The sequence below is a fragment of the Oceanobacillus piezotolerans genome (assembly GCF_003665065.1).
Lineage (GTDB): Bacteria > Bacillota > Bacilli > Bacillales > Amphibacillaceae > Oceanobacillus > Oceanobacillus piezotolerans.
Genome location: NZ_RCHR01000004.1, coordinates 139780 through 161411, shown reverse-complemented (window position 1 = coordinate 161411; position 21632 = coordinate 139780). Strand labels below are relative to the sequence as shown.

Genomic DNA, 21632 nt, shown 5'->3' with positions numbered 1-21632 from the left:
TAGCATAGAGCTGGCACCTTTTATATGTTCCATTTTTTAATGCTTCAGTTTCTCTTCCCCTAGTACTCCATTAATACTATAAGTGGAAGTAATTGGAGTACTTAATGAATGTGCTACAGAACAGTATTTTTCATTTGTAAGTTTAATAGCACGAATCACTTTGTCTTCAGGTAAATCACCCTCTAATTCAAAGTGAAGATTGATACTCGTAAACTTCTTAGGTGGAGTCTCATCACGTTCCCCATCTGCCTCTAATTGAAAAGAAGTTGGCTCCAGGCGCATTTTTTGTAAAATATTGATTACGTTAATTCCGGTGCATCCAGCAAGAGAATGTAAAAGCAGCTCCATTGGCCGTGCGCCATCATTTTGTCCGCCAATTTGTTCTGCCCCGTCTATTTTTATTTTGTGGCCAGAAGGTGTATCACCTGAAAATGCGACTTTTCCGTTCCATGTTATATTTGCCTTCATTGTTTATCTTCCTTTCTTGAAGTTTTGAATCATGATAGTCCTTTCTTTTAGTATGGCACAGCTTCCTTGAACCGGTCTACAGAAACGAATTACAGAAGTGGTAAGGATTTGACAGAGAGGACAAGTGAAGTGAAATCCATTCGTTAATTTATTGTAAATTTCGAAACATATAGATACTATATGCTCTTTTATTGTATATAATATATCTTAAAGATATATATCATTTAGATAGGGGTAAGGTATGAAAACAAACCACACAAAATTTGTAATCATGGGGATCCTCACTACTAATTGCCGTTCTGGTTATCAGATAAAGCAATTTATTGATCAAAGCTTAAATCATTTTTGGAAACTAAGTTATGGACAAATTTATCCAACGCTAAAACAAATTGTTGAAGAAGGGCTCGCTACTGTACAGTATGCTTCCCAAGAGGATAAACCGGATAAAAAAGAATACTTCCTTACTGAAAAAGGGAAAGAAGCTTTTTATGCTTGGCTTGAGAAGCCATTGGAAGAAATTCCAGTTGAAAAAAATAATGTATTGTTAAAAATCTTCTTTAGTCGGCATCAAAGCAAAGCGAAAACAATCGAACATCTTTCTTATTATAAAGAAAAGCTTCAGGAAAGATATGTAACTTATGAATCCATTGAATGGATGATCTCCTCTGGTTTATCAGAATTACCAGATGCACAGTATTGGCTGTTTACGTTAGATTATGGAAAAAGAGTAACGAAAGCTGCGATGGAATGGTGTGAAGCAACGGCAAACAAATTAAAGGAGTAGGGGGGAGTACCGTTGGGAGCAAATATATTTGAAGGTAGTTATACAACGGAAAACAATGAAGATATAGTGGTGTTCTTAATAGGGATGAGGATTAATAAAAGACGGGCGGTTCGAAAGTGGTGGCCCGTATTCTCGGCTATGCCAGGAATGATCAGAGAACTATACCAGCATAAAGAAGAGCTTGGATTTCTTTCGGTGGAGAGTTATTTTGGACTAAGAACAACGGTTATGATTCAATATTGGAAATCTACGGAGGACCTTATGGCTTATGCAAAAGGAGAAAAGCATCTTCATGCATGGCGTGCATTTAATCAAAAAGTAGGCAATAATGACGCGGTTGGTGTTTATCATGAGACATATGTCATAAAGAAAGGGAGTTATGAATCGATCTACCGAAATATGCCTGCCTATGGATTAGCCAATGCACTGAAGCATATTCCGATTACGCCGGATAAAAAATCGGCCAAGAAAAGATTGGCCACTCACTATAACACGAAGGAAGAAATCAAGTGAAACTTCCATCAGACGGGGGGAAATGCATCCCTCACTTACAATTCTTGTATCCTACTCAAATCTTCTCTTTTAGGGTATTACAGCAAGTTAGCCTGTGATAAAACAGTAGCATGAATCAGCTAATCATATTAGGTTAGAGGCCTCCTGATGTTGTGAGATAAAATAAAATTCTGAAATAATTCTCTTTTTGTTATATAGTAAGAATAGAAACAAGAGAAGATCAAGGATGATCGCTATATAAGAAGGGAGAACTCGAATGAGAAGGATTATTTTATCAACGGAGAGTGGAGCCGATTTACCGGAAGAGCTAGTTGAAAAACATGCCGTTCAAGTTGTACCTATGCATATTATTATGGATGGGAAGGATTATTTAGATGGTTCCTTGCCAGTGGAGGATATCTATGCTTATCATGAACGGACGAATCAGATACCATCTACAACGGCAACTAATGTTCATGAATATATCCATTTTTTTAATAGAATTAGAGAAGATTATCCAAATTGTGAAATCATCCATATCGGTTACACTTCCAAAGCATCATCATCCTTTCACAATGCCATGATTGCAGCGGAAGGCTTCGATAATATTATCCTAATTGACGCTTTAAATGTGACAGGCGGATTGGCTGCGATTGTCATGTATGCCGTTCAAGAATTAGAGAGAGAGCCTATGATTGAATCGGAACACTTAGCAAATAAAATTAAAGCGATCGTGCCTAAGTCCAGGCTCGCATTCGTTCCTGGGAGTCTAGCGTTTTTAAAAGCGGGAGGAAGAGTGAGTAATATTGCATATCTTGGAGGGGCATTGTTAAAGATTAAGCCATGCATCGAATTAATAGAGGGAAAACTAGTCTCCACCAAAAAGTACCGCGGTAAAATGAGTGTCGTTACAGAGAAAATTCTTCAAACGTACTTCAACCAATACAACCTGGATAAACAGCAGCTTTATCTATTATTCTCTAAAGGACTTGATGAAAAGATTATGGATAGAATGACTGAAATCGCAAAAGAAAGTGGCTTTATAAATATTAAGTGGATACAAGCTGGGGCAATGATTACTACTCATGCTGGACCAGGGGGATTTGGAGTTGCAGGAATAGAAAAGTAAACTGGTATTCTATTTTTGATAAAGCAGCTTCTAAGTTTACTATCTTCACTATTATAATTTTTCTTGATAGACAGGATTCGTCCTGTCTTTTATACATTTTTACTTCAATCTTTTTCATAGCCTTTTAACTCATTTCAAGTTATTATTTTAAACATAGTAAGTTTATAAGTTTAATATAATTGGATTTGGAATGGGAGAATAAAAGATGAGAATACGTGATGCGCAAGTAAATGAACATGGGACAATTAAGAATCTAAGGTTAGCGGCCTATAAAGAACATGAGCATAAAATTCCTGAAGAGCACTGGGAAATATTGAAGGAGCAAATAGCATCAGATGCAGATTTAGAGCAGGGAGTAGACCGAATTGTAGCTGAATTAGAGGGAGAGATAATTGGGACCGTGGCGGTATTCCCGCCTAAGATAGATTTATACAATGGGATTCTTGAGAGTGATTCAGAATATCCCGAAATCCGAATGCTTGCTGTATCCTCTGAAATGCGGGGAAAGGGTGCTGCAACAGCACTTTTATCTGAATGCATAAATCGATCGAGAAACAGGGGGCATAAGAAGATTGGCTTGCATACTTCTGATTTTATGGAGGATGCCATCCAATTGTACGAAAACTTAGGGTTTGTACGATTACCGGAGTTTGACTTTATCCCAGCAGATGATGGCATTGTGGTTAAAGCCTTTCAGATTCATATCGAATCAGAGGTCAAGGAAAGGAATCCCCTTAATTAGAAATGATATGCTTGGTGAACAATAGAATAGGGAGGCAAGAAACCTCCCTACTTATTATTGATCAAACTTATCCTTATTCATTTTCCTTTCTAGCTTAGCTAATTGGTTCTTCGCGAATTCGCGCCCACCAATACCGAATGAGATAGCAAAGGCAACCATAAGACCTCCAAGAATCAGAAGGAACGCAATGTTAACAATGGATTTCGCGAATTGTAATTGATCTAATGTCATAAATACGGCAAAGACGATAATCACACACTTGACGACTGCAGCTGAAAAAGGACTATTGGTATAGGTTTTTATCCAGTTTTCTAATAAATTTGCCAGGATTAGTCCAGCACCTAGAATAACTAGGGCACTTATTAGGAATGGCAGATAAATAAGCAATGCATCACCAATTGTATTCAATACTTCAAGTTGCAGAACATTTAATGCTTCCACCGTAAAGAATAGGATAATCAACACTTGTACAATAGTACCTAATAGTTTTGCTAGGTCTAGAGTTGGTTTCGTACCATTCTTATTGATTCCTAGAGATTGATAGATATTATTGATTCCAGTTCCATGTAACAAGTTTGTTAACAGATTTCCTAGAAGCTTAGCTAGATAATAACCAACGATAACCAGAATAATTGCCACAAAGATATTGGGAATCATGGTTAGTACATCGTTTAATACCGCTTGAATAGGTTCTGAGATCGTTTGAATATTTAATGCTTCCAATGCAATGGTGATGATTGGAATTAAAATTAGAATGTAAATGATATTGCCCAGAACCGAAGAAAGAGTTGCTTGTGCTTGAATACCTCCAGCGTTGTTAGGATGGACTTTATTAAACCATCTATCTAAGTTTAAACTTTGAAAGAATTTTACAAATAGATCTTTAATAACTTTAGCTAAGAAAATACCTATGATTAAGATGAGAGCCGCCGCAATTAGGTTAGGAATAAATCCAAGTAGCTTGTTCATCATATTTGAGATAGGTTCAGACACCGAATCCATACTTAAGGCATCCAGAATTGCTGGCAGGAATAGAATAAATACTAGGAAATATACTATTTTCCCGACATTTTCCAGAATACTTTTACCATGGACATCATCCTTGACTAAAGAAGTCCTGCTTAATGCCTTATGAACACCTATTTTAACAAATAGTTTTTGTACGATATTTTTTGCAATAATTGCTACAACCCATGCTAATAGTAGAAGTAATAGTGCAGCAATAACGTTTGGTATTGCTTGGATAATGTTATTCAGCATGTGCTGAAATGAATTTTCTAATTCGTTCATGTAATCCTCTCCTTTTCTATTTCTAACTATTTCATTCCCCACCTTCCAATTATCAAACAGCTAATTTACGAAAAAAGAAAGATTTGGTAGAAAAGTATGGTTTTTGCCGATAACAAAAGACCTATAGAGTTAGAACATTTCTTGCGTGATTCCAAAATATATGCAACTATTTATATATTAGATAATAGGATGGTGCTTAATATGATAGGTATGGGCTACCGGACGTTAAAGACAGCTATTGGGGCTGGGCTTGCGATCTGGATTGCCAGTTTATTGCAATTAGAATTTGCTACATTCGCAGCAATAATCGTTATTATGTGTATTGAGAAGACGAAAAGAAAGACGTTAAATACAATACAGAAAAAGTTTTTCGCTTCCCTTTTATCCTTGGTTCTTGGGGGCATATTCTTTGAGATTTTTGGTTACAACCCGATTGTTTTTTCTGTATTTATACTGCTGTTTGTTCCACTCCTTGTGAAAGCCCGTATTCAAGGCGGCTTTGTAACTAGTATGGTTGTTGTTTTGCATGTATACACGGTGACGGCTTTCACGTTAGATGTCTTTTTAAATGAGTTCTACATTATCTTAATAGGAATGGGCATTGCATTACTTGTTAATAGCTTTATGCCAAACTATAAGCGAGATATCGAAACATATAAGAAGGAGATCGAGGATAAGTTCGGAGTTATTCTATACGAATTCTCCGCTCATTTGCGAGATAGTGAACGGGATTGGGATGGAAAAGAACTATTTCAGGTAGAGGAAATTATTAATGTATCCAAGGGCATTGCCATTCAGGATGTTGAAAATCATATCATGAGAAAACAAAATAAGGATTATTATTATCTCGAGATGAGAGAGAACCAATTAGACTTACTAAAACGTATGATTAAAATTGTATCGAAAGTGTCTGGCGTTGGAATGAATGTCAAACAGAAGGAAATGTTTGCCGATTTTCTTGAATATTTAAGTGAAAATGTGCATTCCGGAAATACAACAGAAGCTTCCTTAAATAAATTAGAAGAATGTATGGCCGCCATTCGCGAAACCGATTTGCCTAAGACGAGAGAAGAATTTGAAATAAGAGCAAATTTATTTTACTTAATTTATGAGATTGAAAATTATTTACATATAAAAAGAAAGCTCTTTTCGTAATGGAGGAATAAAAAGAGGGTTGGGTAATACCAATTCTCTTTTTATTCTTCCATTTTTTTCTGCACTCCAGTAGGCTTATTAGGTAGTGAAAATACTTCATGACTTTATCGCTTTACTGTGGTAAAATGATAAATTATAGAATCGTTTGGAAACATCAGAGGAGAGAAAAAAGTGAGAAAGATAGCGATTATCGGCAGCAGTGGGGGAAATTTATTTAATCTAGGTGGCAGAAATCCAGATAAATTACTTCAGGAAATTTTGACACAAAGCGAGGCAGCAGGAACAGAAATTGCAGCCATTCAGTTTATTGCTGCAGAGTCATCAATGGATGCTGCCAAGAATACTACGAATGCAGCAATGTATTATGCAAACGAAATGGGACAGCCTGTAAAAACAAATACATCTTCTTTATCGCAAATAAACGAAGCGGCTAAAAGTGAGGATATGAAGCTTGCTGAGAGAATACGAAAAGGAGAAGTAGAGGCATTAATTGTGATGAGTGCTGATCCGTCTGGAGCCAATAAGGAAACGATTGCAGCTGCAATAGAGAAGCAGATTCCAATCGTTGGTACAGGTGGTACTTCCATGGCGACCATTAGCTCTAAGGGAGCGAATGTTATTGCCCAGTCTGGGACAACTGGAACTACGAATCGTACAAGAGCGATATCGTTTATGACGTCCCTTGCTAAGCATTGGGGAATGAAATATAAACCAGTAATTGGAACGGTGAGTGAACAAGCTTCACCACAAGAGAAAAGTATTTGGAAGAATATTAATCTACGAGGAATCATGGTCTCGGCATTGCCAGGATTTATTGCAATGGCCATTGTTCTGGCATTGAGCAAAATACCAGCATTATCAGGTCTTCAATCTGTTTTTGATATCATCGTACAAGCATTACCTATCATCATTGCTGTAATTGCAGCAAAACAGGTATCCAATCTGGAAGAAGTATCGATTGTTGCTGGCGTTGTTGCTGGTGTATTATCTGTTAATGGTGGAATTATTGGAGGAATTATTGGTGGTATATTAGCGGGGTTACTTGTCCAATTCTTCTTTTATAAAACGATTCAGTGGAAATTTCCAATGACGACAGTCAATATTGTTGCAGGAGGATTAGCTGGTTTAATTTCAGGGATGGCAGTTTATTATTTATTTGCTCCAATAGCCTTATATATCGGTGATGGAATTAAATTAGCAATTGAAGCAACGATAGATTTCAACCCAGTTCTTGCAGGGCTATTAGGTGGGTTACTTATTTGGCCAGCGATTCTTGGGGGTGTTTACCATGCTGCAATCCTGCCTATTGTATTACTTGAAATGGAGAAAACCGGTGCGAGCTTCCTGGGAGCAATTGATATGGTTGGCTTAGTTCTTGTATCTGCAGGGATAAACTTGGCAAATATAGTTTCACCAAGAGACAAAGGGGAAGCTGCAGCAGCAACACCTGGGTTCTTAGTAAACATGGGATTTGGTACATTTGTAGAAGCTGCATATCCGTTTATGTTTTCAAATAAGATGGTTTTCGCTGGTGCAATTATTTCTGCAGGTGTGGGTGGAGCATTAGTTGGGCTCTTTGATGTCAGAGGAACGGCTTACTTACCTACCTTTGCCGCACCATTCCTATCCAATAATGCCTTAGGCTTTGTAATTGCCATGCTTGCTTCATTGATATTGTCGTTTGTAATTACATTGCTAGCAAATCGTATGAGTAAGTCGGGAGTAAAGGAATAGCTTTTAGCAGGATAAAAAATGACCTCTCTTTGGAAAGGTCATTTTTGTTATTATTAGACTTGGTGCCTAAACCTTACTTTAGCTAAAATGTATAGCTTAAAAAGGAGGAAGAACGAATGTCAGATTATGGTATATTGATCGTTCATAGAAATGAGAACGATCTCTTTTTTCATTATTGAATTTGTTAGTTTGATCCCCAAATCTCCTTCGAAAGGTCAACAATCTGCTTAAGTTTCTCCCATTGTTCTTCCTCTGTTAGAATATTTCCATGGTGTGTTGAAGCGAATCCACACTGTGGACTAATGCAAAGCTGATCCAGTGGTACGTATTTTGCCGCTTGCTCAACACGGGCTTTGATGACTTCTTTGTCTTCAAGCTCACCCGATTTGGAGGTAAAAACACCAAGCACTACTTGTGGCCCGCCTTTTGGAATATAATTTAATGGTTTAAAATCACCAGAACGCTCATCGTCATATTCTAAAAAGAACCCATCTACTTTTTCATTAGCAAAGAAGGAAGGGGCAATTTTATCATAAGTCCCCTCAAAAGCCCATTTTGATTGATAATTTCCACGGCATAAATGAGTTGTGATGGTTAAGTCATCAGGCTGGTCCTCTAATACACCATTAGCAACCTGCAGTGCAAGGTGTATTAGCTGTTCTCTGGAATACCCACTATCATTGAAAGGGATATTTGGTGCGCAAAGACCAGCAATATAGACGTCATCTAACTGAAGGTAACGGCATCCAGCATCGTAAAATGCTCGAATTGCGTCTCGGTACGCTTGAATAATGTCCTTTGCGTACTCCTCAATATCAGGATAGATATCTAAGTTACGTACTCCGGCGTTAAATAATTGATTTGGACTCGGGATAGTTTGCTTGGCTACGGCTCGATCTCCGACAATCTCTCGAAACTCGATAAAGTCTTTAACAAAAGGGTGATCTGGGTTAAATGAAATCTTTCCAGTGACGCGAATATTATATTTTTCTGTTTCTACTCCAACGAATTGATAGCCTTGTTCTGGAACATAGCCTTCCACGCCATTTAGGTGTTCCAGGAAATCAGTATGCCAGAATCTGCGGCGGAACTCCCCGTCTGTTACAGCCTGTAAACCAACTTCAATTTGTTTATCTACTATGCGCTTTATTTCTTTTGTTTCAATTTCATGAAGCTGTTCCGCTGAGATTTTCCCTTCTTGAAAATCCTTTCTTGCTTTATGAATACTTTCTGGTCGTAGTAAGCTGCCCACATGATCCGCACGAAACGGTGCTTTTACTAATGTCTTTGTCATGTTTTTCTCCCTCTCCATTTGATATTTTAATTGCGAAAGACACTAAATCAAAAATCCCCTCTTCCATGAATAAGAAGAGGGGATGATGTATCATCATTAGTCACTCTTCTTATCTTCAAGTAAAACTTTCTGGAATTGGCACAGTACTTTCTAAGTCTGCTGCCGAGGCTTCAAAGGGCCAGTCCCTCCACCTCTCTGGATAAGAGTTTTCACAATTATTTTATTAATTTATACATTAATAGGTTTTATAGAGTAAGTCAAGCTTATTTTTTTAACTTTAGTTACTTTTCATATTATTTAAATACATTGTCGATATAATTCCCTTTTCCTCTAATGATTTCCAAACCTTGTTGTTCTAAATCAGACCAAATTCTGCGATCAAGGGAATAGGGGGATAGTTTTTGGAGGGTATCTAGTTCTTCTTCACTTATAACTATTCTATAGGTTGCTCCTTCATTTTTGATGATCAACTCATAAGCTTCTTTTTTTACAAACTCCACTTCATAGTTTGGATTCCACTCTCTAAGCTGTTTTTTAATCGTTTTAACCACACCATATAAATAATCTTCGTTGCTCAGATTTCTGGACAGGATACCTCTTACTGCTCCTGTTGTATTCATTTTAATTCCTCCTTATAACATTTCTTAAGGCAGTCAAGAACGGGAACGAAAAAAGCTCTTTGTTGCAAGGATGCAACAAAGAGCTTATGCCGATCATTATCATCCAAAGCAAATGCTTTGCTGGTAGGAGCACCTTGCCTCGGGTGGCAGGTTGCTGTGAAGTCAGTGAGCCAGTACTCTCGTTCACTCTTGATAACCTTATTTAATTAGTTTCTATTGTATCAGAAACGATTTGAACTGTAAACCAGGAAGGAGCCAATGCAATTCTCTTCCAAAAGACCTTGAAATAAACTAAGATAGAGACGAAATACATAACATTCATACCGGCTCTAAAGGAGGCAGTAAAATGGAACTAGGGATTACAACTTTTGTAGAAACCACTCCTGATGTACATACAGGAAAAGTGATTAGCCACGCCGAACGAATACGCGAGGTTGTTGAAGAAATTGTATTAGCTGATGAGGTAGGGTTGGACGTGTTTGGTGTGGGAGAGCATCATCGCAAAGATTATGCGGCTTCTGCCCCAGCAATTATTCTCGCTGCTGCTGCATCTCAAACCAAACAGATACGATTAACAAGTGCGGTTACGGTATTATCTTCTGCCGACCCAGTAAGGGTTTTTCAGGATTTCGCTACAGTGGATGCCATCTCCAATGGACGTGCAGAGATTATGGCAGGGCGGGGTTCTTTCATTGAGTCGTTCCCGCTTTTTGGCTATGATTTAAATGATTATAACGACCTATTTGATGAGAAGCTAGACTTGCTGTTAAACATATGTCAAAACGAAATAGTTAGCTGGAGTGGTGGTAAGCACCGTCCAGCGATTCAAAATCGAGGGGTTTATCCACGTCCAGTTCAGGAAACATTACCTGTATGGATAGCGAGTGGAGGCACACCTGAGTCAGTTGCGAGGGCAGGGTTGCTTGGTCTTCCACTTGTTTTGGCAATTATCGGGGGGAGCCCATTGCAATTTGCACCACTTGTGAAGTTATATAAACGTGCTGCAGAAAGGAATGGTCATGATCCTTCTAAGCTGACTGTAGCATCACACTCTCACGGATTTGTTGCAGAAACGACGGAAATCGCAGCAGAAAAATTCTTCCCACCAACACAGCAAGCAATGAATGTATTAGGAAAAGAGCGTGGTTGGGGGCCATACACTAGAACAACCTTTGATCAAGCACGGAGCTTGGAAGGTGCTTTATATGTAGGGGACGTAGAAACCGTTGCGGAGAAAATCATCTTTTTACGGAAAAATGTCGGTATTACACGCTTTATGCTTCATGTTCCTGTGGGCTCTATGCCTCATGCAGATGTGATGAAGGCAATTGAATTGCTAGGAAAAGAAGTTGCCCCAATGGTGCGCGAAGAAGTAGCAAAATGGGAAGCAGATGGGCAAGAAGAATAAACAAAAAGCGGTTTTGTGGTTATATCACGGACCGCTTTTATTATTGCTAAGAAAATTATAAATTACTTTATCTATGTATAACTTTTGCTTGAAGAACGGCCACATCCAGCTCCAGCGCTAAAGCTGTAGCGAGACTTCTCTCACCTCCGTAAGTCGCTACCCGGGTGCTTCCGCCTTTGCACTTTTATTTATACCATGTTTGAATTCTTTCGTCTGTTGGTAATAAAAGAGTAAGAAATCCTAATAGTGGAAGAAAAGAAGCCATAATCATTGTTTCTGTTAGTCCGAAGCTGTCGATAAAGGAACCTAACGCTACGGAGCCAATTGCGCCCATCCCGAAAGCTAAACCAACAATGAGGCCAGACATAGTACCGATCTTTCCAGGAACAAGTTCTTGTGCATAAACAACGGTAACGGAAAAACTCGACATGGAGATTACTCCAATTACTGCTAGAAGCACCATAGCAAACTCAGAACCGACATATGGCAATAGAATAGCTAACGGGCTTGCACCTACAAAAGAGAATAATATAATATTTCTTCTACCAAATCGATCTGCTAAAGGACCACCTAAAAATGTCCCCACTGCCCCCATCGCAAGGAAGATAAAGATGTAAACTTGTGAATTGGCAATCGTAAGGTTATAGTTGTCAATTGCATAAAAAGCGTAAAAGTTTGAAATAGCAGCACCATACCAGGAACGAGCAAACACGATGAAAATAAGAACAAGAAGTGCGCTTTTAATCGCTTTTGACATGGCTTTGTCAAGCTGCCTGCTGGTAGTCTGTTTCTTTTTACTAGCTATAGATTGCAGTTGTCCAGCGTACCACCTAGCAATATATGTAAGAATACCTACTGCTATGGCTGCGATGATGGTAAACCAAAGTGCCCCTTTTTGCCCTAAAGGAACCAGAATTAAGGCAGTAATCAGGGGGGCGAGCGCTTGCCCAGAATTTCCACCAACTTGATAAATCGATTGAGCAAGTCCTCTTTTGTTTCCCGCAGCTAGATAGGCTACGCGGGAGCCTTCTGGGTGAAAAACGGCTGAGCCAAGCCCAATAAAAATGACAGATACTAGAATCAACCAGAAGTTGGGAGCTAATGCCAATCCAAGCATACCAACCATACTACTTGCTAAGCCAATTGGCAGAGCGAAAGGAATCGGGTGTTTATCCGTATAGGTACCGACTAGCGGCTGCATGACAGATGAAACCATATTTAAGGTAAAAGCAATAAGTCCTAGCTGAGTAAACGATAGCCCCATCGAGTTTTCTAAGATGGGAAACATAGCTGGAATGACCGCTTGCAGTGAATCATTTAAAAGATGACAAAGACCTATAAGAAAAAGAATTTGGTATAAGGTTTTGTTTTCTTCCTGATAAGTAACTTGCTTATGAATTGTTTTGTCCATTATAAGCCTTCTTTCTAGCTATTCATTCTTTTAGCCCTTTATATACTCCCATATTCCATCAAATATTCTCGCCTCGTAAAGGGAAATAAGGATAACAAGCAATATTGGTCCAATAGCAAGCCCGAGTAATCCAAACCATTGTAATCCGACAAAAAAGGAAATAAGAATCGCTAACGGATTTAATTTTAATGTAGAAGACAGTACTTTAGGCTCTGAAATCTGGCGGACCGTTACAGTACATGCATAAAGGATAAATAATCCAATGCCGAGGAAAATATCTCCAGTAAAAATCACATAGACAGCCCACGGAATTAAGACCAGACCCGGTCCTACATAAGGTAGAAGTTCAAGTAATCCAAGAATAACAGCAAGGGTTAGTACATAATCGACTCTCAAAACAAACAGTCCAATTAAGCAAACAAATGCAGTTAAACTCATTAGAATAATTTGCGATTTTAAAAAGCCAAATACTTTCATTTTTAAGTCTTTTAGAACATCATAGGTTTGTTCTTGAATGATGGATGGTAATTTTTTCTTTAGACTGGCTTTATATTTATTCCAATCCTTACTGATAAAATAGATAGCAAGAATCGTAAAAATAATGACAGTGAATGTGATTGGAAGTGCACCTACAAAAGAGGAAAGGCCATTGGCTATTGCTTGCCCTAGGTTACCCAGTACGGAAGCAAGGTTTGTTCCAATTAACTGTATTCCTTCTTGAAGCGCTTGCTGTTGGGAAGATTCCAGGTTATTCATAAAGCCTTCTCCTTGATTCCACAGTGGCAGTATGTATTCATTGAAGTATTTCTGAATAGCAGAAGAAATTTGTTCGATCTGGTTTGGGACCATTTCGGATAAATAACGGAACCCTTGAATAATTTTTATAATTCCATAGGTTGCAATACCACCAACAATTACAAACAGCAGAAGCAGACTTGTGAGTACAGCCAGTGGGCGTGGGAATCGAATATATTTTTCTAACAGTTGAACAACTGGGTTGATTAGAAATGCAAAAAGCATGGCAATGAGAAATGGATAGGTAAGCCTTAAAAATTGATAAAGAAGAAATACTCCGATAACTGTTAAAATAAGTACCATTAATATTCGTAAAATGATTTGCAGTTTTGGATGATTCAATTTAAGGAGCTCCTCTCCATTTTCAAAATAGATAATAATCAGATATATTACTATATAAATCAAGTTTAGACAAGAAATGAGAAATCGGCAAGAAGTATGAATGTAAAAATATCAAAATGGACGGAGAGTTCTAGCTTGTGGATGCTGAGATTTGTTCTTCATACATGAATATATTATTTAAGTTCAAACTAAACAAGAAGGAGGGGTTAAGATGAGTAAAGGTAAAAAGAAAAAGAATAAAAACAAGGAACAACTAAATGAAATGACGGGCGGTAAAGAAAGATACCGAAGAAACCGTTCATAAAAATAGACGATTCTCGTGTAACGAGAATCGTCCCTAAGATTTCTCGGTGATTAACCCTGCTACCGACAACACCTGACGATGCCCGTAGCAGAGCAAATATACCTCAGCACTTTTCGAAATAGCTCTTCCTTCACTATATTTACTCAAACTGCTGAAAAACGAAAGGGCCGTCGGTATCAAATCGCTTCTCGCCAGTAAGATGGTTGATAATTTCCATATTCCGCTGTACAGACAAACCTAAATTAGTAGCTGCTGTTCCATGAGAATGCTCTATATTTGTGACAACATAAAAGCGATTCGCACGTTCTTTCTTAAAAACGAGTTCATAGTGTCTCGATACGTTAAACATCAGCTCATCCTCCCATTCTACTTTATTTTTGTAACGTTTCATAAACCAGTCGGGGATATGTGGCTTATAGCCAGTAGCTAAGATGACCTTCTCCGTATGATAGTTAAAATCTTTCTCTGCTTGCCATTGACGGCAGGATAGATTATACGCTTCCTTATCTCTTTCTATATTATTTACTTCTACCAGAGGCTGGATGGTCACTTTTGGGTCTTTTCCACCAATCGAATAATGATAAAGCAGCTCATAGATCCCATTTAATGTCTCATAATCAATTCCATTCCGTAACGGTTCTAGAGTTTCTAATGCTTGATTTCGCTTTTTAAATGGCAATTGGTGAAAATAATTAACGTAATCTGGCGAAAAGAATTCCTGCCCAAGCTTCGCTGACTCCAACTGAAAGATTCCCTCAGAGCGTGTTAACCATGTAAGAAGAAATTCTTTGTTTTCCCGCTCCTCCAATAAATCGTAGAAAATTTCCGCAGCACTCTGGCCTGATCCAACAATGGTAATATGGTCTGCCTTCAATAAGGCTTCTTTCTCATAGAGATAACGGCTTGTGTGCAAGACATCTTTATGTGGAAATCCATGCATATTCTCTAAAATAAGAGGCTCACTGCCTGTTGCCATGACTATATGCTTCGTTAGATACTCTTCCGTTTCCTCTGCATCCAAATCAAGCACCCTGACCTTGTAATGATCCTCTTCATCCCATACATCTACTACTCTTTTTCCAAAATGAAGCCGGTCTATTTGCCCTGCCGCCCATTGTAAGTAATCATTATATTCATGCCTCGGAACTTCCATATTATGATAAAAGAAAAAAGGATATAACCGTTTATGCTTATGTAAGTAGTTTAGATAACTAAATGGGCTGGTAGGGTCAGCAAATGTAACGAGATCTGCTAAAAATGGAACCTGCAGATTGGTCCCCTCAATTAACATACCGGGATGCCATTCCATTTTTGATGTTTCTTCAAAGAATATGCTATTTAAGTCAGCCATGTCCTCTGTTAAAGCAGCAAGACTTAGATTAAAAGGACCAATGCCTATCCCAATAAAATCATAAATATCGCTCAATATATCACTCACCTTTCGACTCACGCTTTAAATTACTTACCCTTTTAAAGGGTTATTAAAACAAAAGAGAACGAAGGTGAATGAAAAATGATCTAACTACAGTTGAAAATGTTCGTTAGGTAGTTTTTCTAAATGGCATTCTTCCTATTCTAAAGGATTGTCAGTTTCCTTCCGAATAGATACCAAATTCTCGCAGTGACCTTACTACTCTGGAAAGTGGCAAGCCAACAACATTATAGTAATCACCAGTAATCTTCTTTACAAACGTAGAGCCAATCCCCTGTATGCCATAGGAACCTGCCTTGTCAAAGGGTTCCTTTGTTGACAAGTACCACTGGATTTCTTCATCCGTCAGAGGCCAAAATTCGACATTGGTACATTCGACGATCATTTCCTCTCTATCTAATGAACGAATCATGATTCCTGAATAGACCTCATGGACGCATCCACTTAAAGCTTTAAGCATTTCATAGGCATCTTGATGATTCTTTGGCTTTTCGAAAATTCTATTTTGAAAAGCCACTACCGTATCTGCAGATAAAATAACTTCATTTGCTTCTTTCATTTCTACAGCTTGCCCTTTCAGAGCTGCCAATTGTTGTACTTTATCGATTGGATTGTTGGTATCTATTTGTGATTCATCAATATTTGGTTTGCGAATTTGAAAAGGAATCTTTACTTGAGATAAAAGCTCCTGTCTTCTTGGGGATGAAGAAGCGAGAATCAATTTTTTAGACATAATGGAACCTCCTATGATTATGAAGTTATTTTAAATGTAGCATTATATTAGAAATGATAGTATGAAATACTTTGGATGTACTATAAGGTGTTTTTCCCCTAGTGAAAGCTTGATTTTCGGTAAGGAACCTATATGAAATCAGCATTTTGTCTATTTTACACTCCTAAGTTTCATCAATAAGATGAGAGAGTAGAGGAGGTAAATCATGAGCAGAGTTTTATATTTTCCAAATGCCTTACATGAAGAATTGTTTGATATATTAGATGATGTCGTTGATTTTGCAATCCATCGTTATAGTTCAGTAATTCTAACTGAAGCAGAAAAACAAATGGAAAGAATGGATATATGCAGAGAACTTGAGAGAACTGTTTTCAGACAACTATTCTATTGGTATATTTTCTGTTCGCAAAACGGGGACTCTCAACCAACCATATATCAGCAATACTTCCAGTATAAAAGAGCGGAGTTAGAAAAGAAAAGAGAAAAAGTAAAAGAAATACTAATAGGTTGGGAAAGAGTAAAGCACAGTTTTTATCTAGTTAGTAAAGCTGATAGCAGGAGTGGCAAAGTTTTTGTCACCTATGATGTTCTTAAGAAAGATGTACATGTATCTATTATTCCCATTCATAATCATCATTTTCCAAAAGAAGGAGAAATGATAGCTGGCTTGTTCCTTCCAATTGGAGAGAATACTAATATAGCTCTACAAGAACTTATTTATTTTCCTGAATATATAGCCGCATCGCTTATCACTCAGTTGGATACCCTCCATACAAAGTCTATCCCATACCCGAAATTATTAAAAAATGCTTTTCAAACAGTAAAACAAATGAGGTAGTAAGAGTTTGAATATTCTTCTAATGGTTAATCTGGTGCAGATCCTTAAATAGACAGAGATAAGCAGTAAAACGAAGGAAAAAAGTGTCTATCATTGGTGTTTCCGCTTTCTTTGGGTTTTGAAAAAGTCAAGCATTATGTTATCATTTGATGGTCTTTGACGGCTCAAGCTTAAAGCTAGCTTGATAAAATAAAATAGAAAGAGGGAAACACTTGAATATAGAACAACTTAGAAGAGAATGGTTTGGCAATGTCAAAGGAGATATTCTTGCAGGGCTAGTTGTTGCCTTAGCATTAATACCTGAAGCGATTGCCTTCTCCATTATTGCTGGTGTGGATCCAATGGTTGGATTGTATGCATCGTTTTGTATTGCTGTAGTGATTGCATTTGTCGGAGGTCGTCCGGGAATGATATCTGCTGCAACAGGTGCTATGGCGATGTTAATGGTTAACTTAGTTGCACAGCATGGATTAGAATATCTACTGGCAGCTACCATTTTAACTGGGATTCTTCAAATCCTATTTGGTGTATTGAAATTGGCGGACTTAATTAAATTCGTTCCACGTTCGGTGATGGTCGGGTTTGTTAATGCCTTAGCGATTACCATCTTTATGGCACAATTGACGCATTTTGTTGGAGAAACTTGGGTGATGTACGCCCTGGTAGCACTGACATTAGCTATTATCTATCTATTTCCTAAGATCACTACTGCTGTTCCATCTACTTTGGTTGCAATTATAGTAGTAACCATCATTGCAATTTCAGCGAATCTAGGAGTAAGAACGGTCGGTGATATGGGAGAATTATCTCAGCAATTACCGGTCTTCCTTATACCAAATGTTCCTTTCAACATAGAGACATTAATGATTATTTTTCCTTACTCACTATCCTTAGCATTAGTAGGTTTACTTGAAACGTTATTAACCTCTAACATTGTGGACGATATGACGGATACAGAAAGCAATAAAAATAAAGAAGCTAGAGGACAGGGGATTGCGAATATTGTAGCCGGATTCTTTGGCGGAATGGCTGGTTGTGCCATGATTGGCCAATCTGTTATTAACGTAAAGTCTGGTGGTAGAGGACGTTTATCTGCTCTGGTAGCAGGTAGCTTTTTAATGTTCTTAATCGTAGTGCTTGGAGGGTTAGTGGTACAAATTCCAATGGCAGCACTTGTCGGCGTTATGATCATGGTTTCTATCAGTACTTTTGATTGGACTTCACTAAGAACTCTGCATAAAATCCCAGTTACAGATGCCATTGTAATGGTGGCAACAGTTGGAATTGTGCTTATCACGCAAGACTTATCGAAAGGGGTCTTAGCTGGTGTGTTTTTAAGTGCCATCTTCTTTGCAGCTAAGATTTCGAAAGTTAAAGTTACGGAAGAAGTAGATTTACGAGGGCAAAAACGTATCTATCGTATAGAAGGCCAATTGTTTTTTGCATCAGTTAGTGATTTCTCTAAACAATTTACTTTTACTGATTCTATGAATCTGGTTGAAATTGATTTAACCCAAGCCCACCTTTGGGATGATTCAGCAATTGGAGCTTTGGATAAAATTGAATCAAAGTTTGAGCAGAACGGCATTCAAGTTGTGTACACCGGATTAAACGGAGAAAGTATGCAATTAAAAGATAAAATAGGCGGCTTTACGAAAGCCACAGGTCAAAATTAGAAAAAGGCAGTTATCACCTTGGGGGTGAGCTGCCTTTTTTTGTTAGTGAAATGAGTGAATTACTAAAGTGCCATGTTTCTAACCTTCTTGACAGAAGTCAAGCAGAGTTAGATTTAAAAGTTTAACTCTGCTTCTTACCTATTTCAATGCGCCTTTTATATCATAATCAGCTAAATCAATATCAAGTTCTTGCCCAAGAGCTAATTTTGCGAGCTGCATTCCGAAATATGGTCCTGTTGTTAAACCGGAAGAGCCTAGTCCGTTTGCTACCAGCAATCCTTCATAATCAGGGATTTTTCCAATCATAGGAAGATACTCCGGTGTGAATGGGCGAAATCCAACTCTTGATTCCAATAGTGTACAGTCCATAAGACCAGGAGCAATGGGTGCAAGTTTGCTAAGAAGCTCATACATCCCACCTATCGTTGCTGTGTAATCAAAGCCCTTCTTATTTTCATGTGTGCTTCCGATAACCATTCTGTCGTCAAAGGAAAGGATATACTGTCCGGTTGGAGGCATAACGACTGGCCAATTATATTGATCGTGGTTGGGCAGATTGACATGAAGGACCTGCCCCTTTTGTGAATCAACACGGAAATTGATTCCAAGTGGTTTCAGCAGCGAATCCATCCATACACCAGTTGCCGCAAGAACAATATCTGCATGAAGCACTTCACCATCCACAGAAACTCCGATAACTCGGGAATTCTCATGAATAAGACTTGCATCGCCTTTCCTTACGATTGCTCCATGTTTTTTGGCAGATCGGATCAGGGCATCCCTCATTTTCCTCCCATCTACTCTAGCCGCACCTGAAATATATACGGACTTAAATCCATCTGCTAAAAATGGGAACATTTCCTTCGTTTGATCCTCGTCTAGTATGTTAACCTCCCCAATTTCCGGCGCATCTTCTCTGCGCTTTACCGCAATATCATGCATTTCTTTTATTTTTTCGTCATCCTTATGTAAACTAATCGCACCTACTTGGGCATATCCAATATCTGTTTCCCCCTCACTCGCGAGGTCTTCTGCAAGAGTCTGATACATACGTGCGCCTGCTTTTGCTAATCGATACCATGCTTTATTTCTGCGCTTCGAGGTCCATGGGCAAATCATACCAGCACCGGCATCAGTTGCTTGACCATCATCATGCCGGTCGACGACGATTACCTCTGTCCCTTCTTTTGCTAAAAAATATGCGGTACTTGCACCTAAGATACCAGCACCGACAACAATTACTTTTTTCTTCATCTGTAAACACACCTGTTCTGAATAAATTTCCTACTTTCACTATAAAAATAGATAGAGAAAATGTAAAATGATATGTAGATAAGTATAAGGGGGAATTAATATTAAAGGGAGAAATATAGTTGCAACGATATTATTTTATATAGGTATTGTGATGATTGTTTTTGGTACTTATACCGCTTATCGAGAAGCAAATTATATGCTGCCATATCATCAGGGAGGCATGAATCCTCCATTTGAATGGACATACTTTCTCCAAACGATGTTTTATACAACGAGGGATGGCGTTATTATCATTGCCTTATCTGAAGTAATTAAGCAGGTAGACAAATTAGCAAAAAAGTTAGGTAGCTTTGGAACCACGCAATGCCCACCAGAGACCTCACAAGTTCAAGTGCAAAAGACCAATACTGCTCCAGTAGAATCTATTTCAGAGCCATGGGAATTAACGGAGAAGGATGAAGAAAAAATTTATGACCTATACGCTGGCAAGGCTATTCTGGAAATTACCCCTAGCCCTGAAAAAGGCTATTGTAAAGTAAAGGTTCAGGACTATGAGGGACCATTAAATACGGACATAAAAGTTGTCTCTGTTAATGATCCTGCTGCAAAAGAAGTTCATGACCCGCAAAGAGTGGAAGCTATTTTAAATTACGGGAAAAATGAAGAAGCGTAATTGAATAACGATTTCCATTGTGATAAAATTTTCATGGAACATAGTCTAATTTTGCTATTCTAATAGTGAATATCATACAGAACAAGATTATTATACATAAAAGGAGAATGTGAGATGGCGAAAACCGTAATCTTTGGACATAAGAACCCAGACACAGATACCATTTGTTCTGCACTTGTATATGCAGACTTGAAGAACAAATTAGGGGAAACTGCAGAAGCTGCTAGACTTGGAGAGATTAACAAGGAAACACTTTATGCACTTGATTACTTCCAAGTAGAAGCTCCACAATTAATCAGTAAAGTGGAGGAAGGTACAGATGTTATTCTAGTAGACCATAATGAATTTCAGCAAAGTGCAGAAAATATTCAAGATGCCAAAATTGTAGAAGTGATTGACCATCACCGTGTCATGAACTTTGAAACAAAAGAGCCTTTATATTTCCGTGCGGAGCCTGTAGGATGTACAGCAACCATTATTAATAAAATGTATAAAGAAAATGGAATAGAGGTTCCTAAAGAAATGGCAGGATTATTATTGTCTGCTATAATTTCTGATTCATTATTATTAAAATCTCCTACATGCACAAAGCAGGATGTAGATGCTGCACATGAATTAGCTTCCATCGCTGGTGTTAACTTAGAAGAATATGGTCTTGCTATGCTCCAAGCAGGTGCAGATCTAAGTGATAAGACAGCATTAGACCTAGTAACAATGGATGCGAAAGAGTTTGCTATGGGTGATGCAAAAGTTGAGGTTGCTCAAGTAAATGCGGTAGATGTTAGCAAAGTTTATGAAAATCAAGCAGATATTGAAATTGAGATAGAAAGAATTATATCTGTAAAAGGATTAGATTTATTCCTGTTTGTAGTAACTGACATCTTAAACAATAACTCTGAGGTACTTGCTCTTGGAACTAGTGCAAGCAAAGTAGAATCAGGCTATGGCGTAACATTAGAAAATAATCGTGCATTCCTTGAAGGTGTTGTTTCACGAAAGAAACAAATCGTCAATGTATTAACAGAGGAATTTACAAAATAAACCTATAAGAGGCCCAC

The 21632-nt window shown here is 38.1% G+C and carries 20 protein-coding genes and 2 riboswitches; of the genes, 11 read left to right on the top strand and 9 right to left on the bottom strand.

The features are described 5' to 3' along the window. Positions 1–36: 36 nt before the first annotated feature. A complete protein-coding gene (locus D8M04_RS12430; protein ID WP_121523457.1) occupies positions 37–468 on the bottom strand; it encodes an OsmC family protein in 432 nt (143 codons plus the stop codon). Positions 469–709: 241 nt separating this feature from the next. Between D8M04_RS12430 and D8M04_RS12425 the strand changes: the two genes are divergently transcribed. The 4 genes from D8M04_RS12425 (at position 710) to D8M04_RS12410 (ending at position 3615) form a co-directional block, all read left to right on the top strand. Further along, complete coding sequence (locus D8M04_RS12425; RefSeq protein WP_121523455.1) at positions 710–1252, top strand: PadR family transcriptional regulator; 543 nt, start codon at positions 710–712, stop codon at positions 1250–1252. Positions 1253–1264: 12 nt separating this feature from the next. Next, entirely contained in the window at positions 1265–1765 is a 501-nt protein-coding gene (locus D8M04_RS12420) for a DUF4188 domain-containing protein (RefSeq protein WP_121523453.1), read from the top strand. A gap of 256 nt (positions 1766–2021) precedes the next feature. Next, a complete protein-coding gene (locus D8M04_RS12415) occupies positions 2022–2873 on the top strand; it encodes a DegV family protein (RefSeq protein ID WP_121523451.1) in 852 nt (283 codons plus the stop codon). A gap of 205 nt (positions 2874–3078) precedes the next feature. Beyond that, complete coding sequence (locus D8M04_RS12410; RefSeq protein ID WP_121523449.1) at positions 3079–3615, top strand: GNAT family N-acetyltransferase; 537 nt, start codon at positions 3079–3081, stop codon at positions 3613–3615. Between the two features lie 54 nt (positions 3616–3669). Here the strand turns inward: D8M04_RS12410 and D8M04_RS12405 are convergent, their stop codons facing one another. Further along, positions 3670–4905: a mechanosensitive ion channel gene (locus tag D8M04_RS12405; protein ID WP_121523447.1), complete on the bottom strand. Its 1236-nt coding sequence runs from the start codon at positions 4903–4905 to the stop codon at positions 3670–3672. Positions 4906–5106: 201 nt separating this feature from the next. On the opposite strand from D8M04_RS12405, the gene D8M04_RS12400 reads away from it, so the two are divergent. Both D8M04_RS12400 and D8M04_RS12395 read left to right on the top strand, forming a co-directional pair. After that, on the top strand, positions 5107–6060 hold the full coding sequence (locus tag D8M04_RS12400) for an aromatic acid exporter family protein (protein WP_158595122.1): 954 nt from the start codon (positions 5107–5109) through the stop codon (positions 6058–6060). Between the two features lie 171 nt (positions 6061–6231). Continuing rightward, the gene (locus tag D8M04_RS12395) at positions 6232–7794 is read left to right on the top strand and encodes a PTS sugar transporter (protein WP_121523443.1); all 1563 of its coding nucleotides are present in this window, start codon (positions 6232–6234) and stop codon (positions 7792–7794) included. 184 nt (positions 7795–7978) lie between these two features. Here D8M04_RS12395 and D8M04_RS12390 read toward each other — a convergent pair whose 3' ends face one another. Continuing rightward, positions 7979–9088, bottom strand: a complete 1110-nt coding sequence (locus tag D8M04_RS12390) for a 5-methyltetrahydropteroyltriglutamate--homocysteine S-methyltransferase (RefSeq protein WP_121523441.1) — start codon at positions 9086–9088, stop codon at positions 7979–7981. 106 nt (positions 9089–9194) lie between these two features. Next, positions 9195–9294, bottom strand: a riboswitch (SAM riboswitch). A gap of 87 nt (positions 9295–9381) precedes the next feature. Then, positions 9382–9708 (bottom strand): hypothetical protein, encoded by a 327-nt coding sequence (locus D8M04_RS12385; protein WP_121523439.1) that lies wholly within the window; start codon positions 9706–9708, stop codon positions 9382–9384. Positions 9709–9801: 93 nt separating this feature from the next. Then, positions 9802–9907, bottom strand: a riboswitch (SAM riboswitch). Positions 9908–10054: 147 nt separating this feature from the next. On the opposite strand from D8M04_RS12385, the gene D8M04_RS12380 reads away from it, so the two are divergent. Then, entirely contained in the window at positions 10055–11116 is a 1062-nt protein-coding gene (locus D8M04_RS12380; protein ID WP_121523437.1) for an LLM class flavin-dependent oxidoreductase, read from the top strand. Positions 11117–11300: 184 nt separating this feature from the next. Here D8M04_RS12380 and D8M04_RS12375 read toward each other — a convergent pair whose 3' ends face one another. From D8M04_RS12375 to D8M04_RS12360, 4 genes are all read right to left on the bottom strand, one after another. Next, positions 11301–12527: an MFS transporter gene (locus tag D8M04_RS12375; RefSeq protein ID WP_121523435.1), complete on the bottom strand. Its 1227-nt coding sequence runs from the start codon at positions 12525–12527 to the stop codon at positions 11301–11303. Between the two features lie 30 nt (positions 12528–12557). Continuing rightward, positions 12558–13664 (bottom strand): sporulation integral membrane protein YtvI, encoded by a 1107-nt coding sequence (ytvI, locus tag D8M04_RS12370; RefSeq protein ID WP_121523433.1) that lies wholly within the window; start codon positions 13662–13664, stop codon positions 12558–12560. Positions 13665–14107: 443 nt separating this feature from the next. Continuing rightward, positions 14108–15394, bottom strand: a complete 1287-nt coding sequence (locus D8M04_RS12365; protein ID WP_246001232.1) for a lysine N(6)-hydroxylase/L-ornithine N(5)-oxygenase family protein — start codon at positions 15392–15394, stop codon at positions 14108–14110. 160 nt (positions 15395–15554) lie between these two features. After that, the gene (locus tag D8M04_RS12360; protein ID WP_121523431.1) at positions 15555–16133 is read right to left on the bottom strand and encodes a Maf family protein; all 579 of its coding nucleotides are present in this window, start codon (positions 16131–16133) and stop codon (positions 15555–15557) included. A gap of 205 nt (positions 16134–16338) precedes the next feature. Here D8M04_RS12360 and D8M04_RS12355 point away from each other — a divergent pair, with 205 nt between their 5' ends. Further along, on the top strand, positions 16339–16971 hold the full coding sequence (locus D8M04_RS12355; protein WP_121523429.1) for a hypothetical protein: 633 nt from the start codon (positions 16339–16341) through the stop codon (positions 16969–16971). A gap of 212 nt (positions 16972–17183) precedes the next feature. Continuing rightward, the gene (locus tag D8M04_RS12350) at positions 17184–18647 is read left to right on the top strand and encodes a SulP family inorganic anion transporter (protein ID WP_121523427.1); all 1464 of its coding nucleotides are present in this window, start codon (positions 17184–17186) and stop codon (positions 18645–18647) included. A gap of 138 nt (positions 18648–18785) precedes the next feature. On the opposite strand, the gene D8M04_RS12345 is transcribed toward D8M04_RS12350, so the two are convergent. Beyond that, complete coding sequence (locus tag D8M04_RS12345) at positions 18786–19901, bottom strand: NAD(P)/FAD-dependent oxidoreductase (protein ID WP_121523425.1); 1116 nt, start codon at positions 19899–19901, stop codon at positions 18786–18788. Positions 19902–20052: 151 nt separating this feature from the next. Here D8M04_RS12345 and D8M04_RS12340 point away from each other — a divergent pair, with 151 nt between their 5' ends. Together D8M04_RS12340 and D8M04_RS12335 are read left to right on the top strand one after the other, a co-directional pair. Beyond that, positions 20053–20574, top strand: coding sequence for a hypothetical protein (locus tag D8M04_RS12340; RefSeq protein ID WP_121523423.1), 522 nt, complete (start codon positions 20053–20055; stop codon positions 20572–20574). A gap of 114 nt (positions 20575–20688) precedes the next feature. Continuing rightward, on the top strand, positions 20689–21615 hold the full coding sequence (locus D8M04_RS12335; protein WP_121523421.1) for a manganese-dependent inorganic pyrophosphatase: 927 nt from the start codon (positions 20689–20691) through the stop codon (positions 21613–21615). The last annotated feature ends 17 nt before the right edge of the window (positions 21616–21632 follow it).